Raw genomic sequence first — 2,666 nt, forward strand, 5'->3', positions numbered from 1 at the left:
GGCGGTGGCAGTTCATCGTCGTGCTGCATATACATACACAGGTAACTCCAGATTTGGTTCAGTTGCTCCCGCTCCCCCCACTCTTTCGCCAGCACAAAGCGCTCCACCACCTGGTGGGTGCCGGGTTCACACAACGCCCCATACAGGTGGTAGCCACGGATACCCGGGGTGCTTTCAAAATGGACTTCTCCGTGGATATCTGCCCAGTTATACACACTGATACGGGTTATGGCTTTCCGCCAGGGCTGCCAGGGCTGTTTATAGTTATATACATAGAGTTTTTGCCGCTTGCGGTTCAGGCGTATTGGCTGGCTGCGAGGTTCTATGAAAGTAGTTTTCAAGCCATGGAGGAACAACGATAACAATACAGTAGTTCCGCAACTGCCTAATAACATAGCGACATAATCATAACTCCCCCACCCATACTGAATTATTAGTATGATTATCATCAGTAAAGCCCCACTAAGTGGGAACAGGGCAGCACAAAGCATTCCCCCCCACATCACCTCAATCCGGTAACGGGGCACTTCCAGGTAAATATCATTCCGCTCTGTCAGCCAGCGCAGTTGCGGTGGCACCAGCTGGGGCTCATGGTTTTCCGGCAGGTCTTCACACCAGTTATTGTGTTTGGGATGCAAACGGGGTGTGGGGTAATCAAACTGCATAAAAGACATGGTTATTCATCCTTGTTAGCGCATCAGTCTATATGGGTGGCCAGTTGCCGGTGTGTCTACGGTGTGCTGGTGGATTCCCGCTCCATGGCTTCCGGCCAGGCATCGGCCTTACGGGGTTGCCAGAAGTCCGCAGTTCCGGCATTGCGCGGCGGTGGCAGTTCATCGTCGTGCTGCATATACATACACAGGTAACTCCAGATTTGGTTCAGTTGTTCCCGCTCCCCCCACTCTTTCGCCAGCACAAATCGCTCCACCACCTGGTGGGTGCCGGGTTCACACAACGCCCCATACAGGTGGTAGCCACTGATAGCCGGGGTGCTTTCAAAATGGACTTCTCCGTGGATATCTGCCCAGTGATACACACTGATACGGGTTATGGCCTTCCGCCAGGGCTGCCAGGGCTGTTTATAGTTATACACATAGAGTTTTTGCCGTTTGCGGTTCAGGCGTATTGGCTGGCTGCGGGGCTCTACAAAGTACATTTTTAAACAATAAAGTATCAAAGGAGGGAAAAACCCCCCAGCCCAAAGCCATATCAATATTCCATATAAATCATACCATTTAAGTCCGGCTGTCATGACAAATGCCAATATCAAGGATAATACAGCACAGGCTAACGACAGGAATGCCGAAAGCAACATTCCTCCCCACATCACCTCAGTCCGGTAACGGGGCACTTCCAGGTAAATATCATTCCGCTCCGTCAGCCAGCGCAGTTGTGGCGGCACCAGCTGGGGCTCATGGTTTTCCGGCAGGTCTTCACACCAGTTATTGTGTTTGGGGTGCAAACGGGGTGTGGGGTAATCAAACTGCATAAAAGACATGGTTATTCATCCTTGTTAGCGTATCAGTCCATATGGGTGGCCAGTTGCAGGTATTCATCCGGCAGTGCTTTATCCGGCCACCAGACCACCGACAGTTCCGCACGCTTAAAACGGGTGGTGTTAAGGGGAAAGGTGCCGTCCAGTTGCAACCCGTGGGGCTCCGGCTTTTTCTGCCCACAGTTTTTTTCCGGCTGTGAGCCCGCTGTCGGGGCATTGTCTTGCGGGCAGGTGCTGCCTGATGCCGGGCCCTGAGCCGGTTGTTCTGCCCGTGCCCTCCCGGTGTTATCCTGCCGGCCCGGCTCCGGTGCCTGTTCCCGGGTAAACCAGGTTTCTGCCAGCGTGGTGGCGGCAGTGACCTGCCTGACCGGTTGGGGATTCGGCGCCATGACATCCGCGCGGGGATACTGTACCTGTAGGGCTTCATAGGTCTGTGGCTGTAGTGGTGGCAGGTTACCCTGCTGGTCTGCGGAGGCACTGCATGCCAGTACCTGGCGTATTCCCCCGTGGGTGATACCCGCCAGTTCCACCCGCCAGGCGGAGTTTTCCGGGTGGCAGTCTGCCAGAATGACCCGGGCCGCCAGCAGACGGGTGCCCGGTAATGGAGCTGCTTTGCTCAGCGCGGCCAGCCGGTCATAACGCAGTTGCACCGACACCCCACTGGTTATAATCGCCAGCGCGTCCAGGCACTCCTGCAGGTCTTCCAGGCTTTCCGGGTGCCAGACCGGTTCGCGTTCATCGCACCTGTTACGGTTACCAAAGCAGCAGTGGCTCAGCCAGCGCTCCAGCGGAGAGCGGATATAGCGATTGCCCAGTGCCACCAGGGTGGCGGCCAGAATACCCAGGGCAATACACCAGCCTACCGGGCCAAACAGAATGAATTTGCCAGCATTACTTAAGATAAATCCCAATCCACCAGCACCAATAGTAGATAAGGCCGCCAAAATATAAAAGATGGATGCTGTTACATCACCAGTCTGCCTTAACTCCCAGGCTCGTAATCCCAGTACAATCCCCTGAATAATCACCGCCAGCCCGGCGGTCATACCAGCAACTTTAAGCAACTCCGTTCCCCGGTTAAACAGGTTCAGTACCGCCGCACTCTGCCCCACAATTTCCACGGCTGACGCCATCAGTATCAGCACACCGGATGCCAGCGCCATTTCTGCCT

At 54.9% G+C, this 2,666-nt stretch carries 2 protein-coding genes and 1 pseudogene; all 3 read right to left on the minus strand.

Features of this window, described 5'->3' with window-relative positions:
• The coding region (locus DES37_RS25280; RefSeq protein ID WP_110028283.1) for a DUF6708 domain-containing protein at positions 1-674 on the minus strand (674 nt) is incomplete at its 3' end.
• A gap of 56 nt (positions 675-730) precedes the next feature.
• Complete coding sequence (locus tag DES37_RS25285; RefSeq protein WP_110028284.1) at positions 731-1,498, minus strand: DUF6708 domain-containing protein; 768 nt, start codon at positions 1,496-1,498, stop codon at positions 731-733.
• A 23-nt stretch (positions 1,499-1,521) separates the two neighbouring features.
• Positions 1,522-2,666: pseudogene (locus DES37_RS25290) on the minus strand (hypothetical protein); the annotation flags it as partial.

The organism is Mangrovibacter plantisponsor (assembly GCF_003182475.1).
GTDB lineage: Bacteria > Pseudomonadota > Gammaproteobacteria > Enterobacterales > Enterobacteriaceae > Mangrovibacter > Mangrovibacter plantisponsor.

Coding starts and splice junctions, on each gene's coding strand:
- DES37_RS25285 (WP_110028284.1), bottom strand. CDS start 1,498: ATGTCTTTTATGCAGTTTGATTACCCCACACCCCGTTTGCACCCCAAA.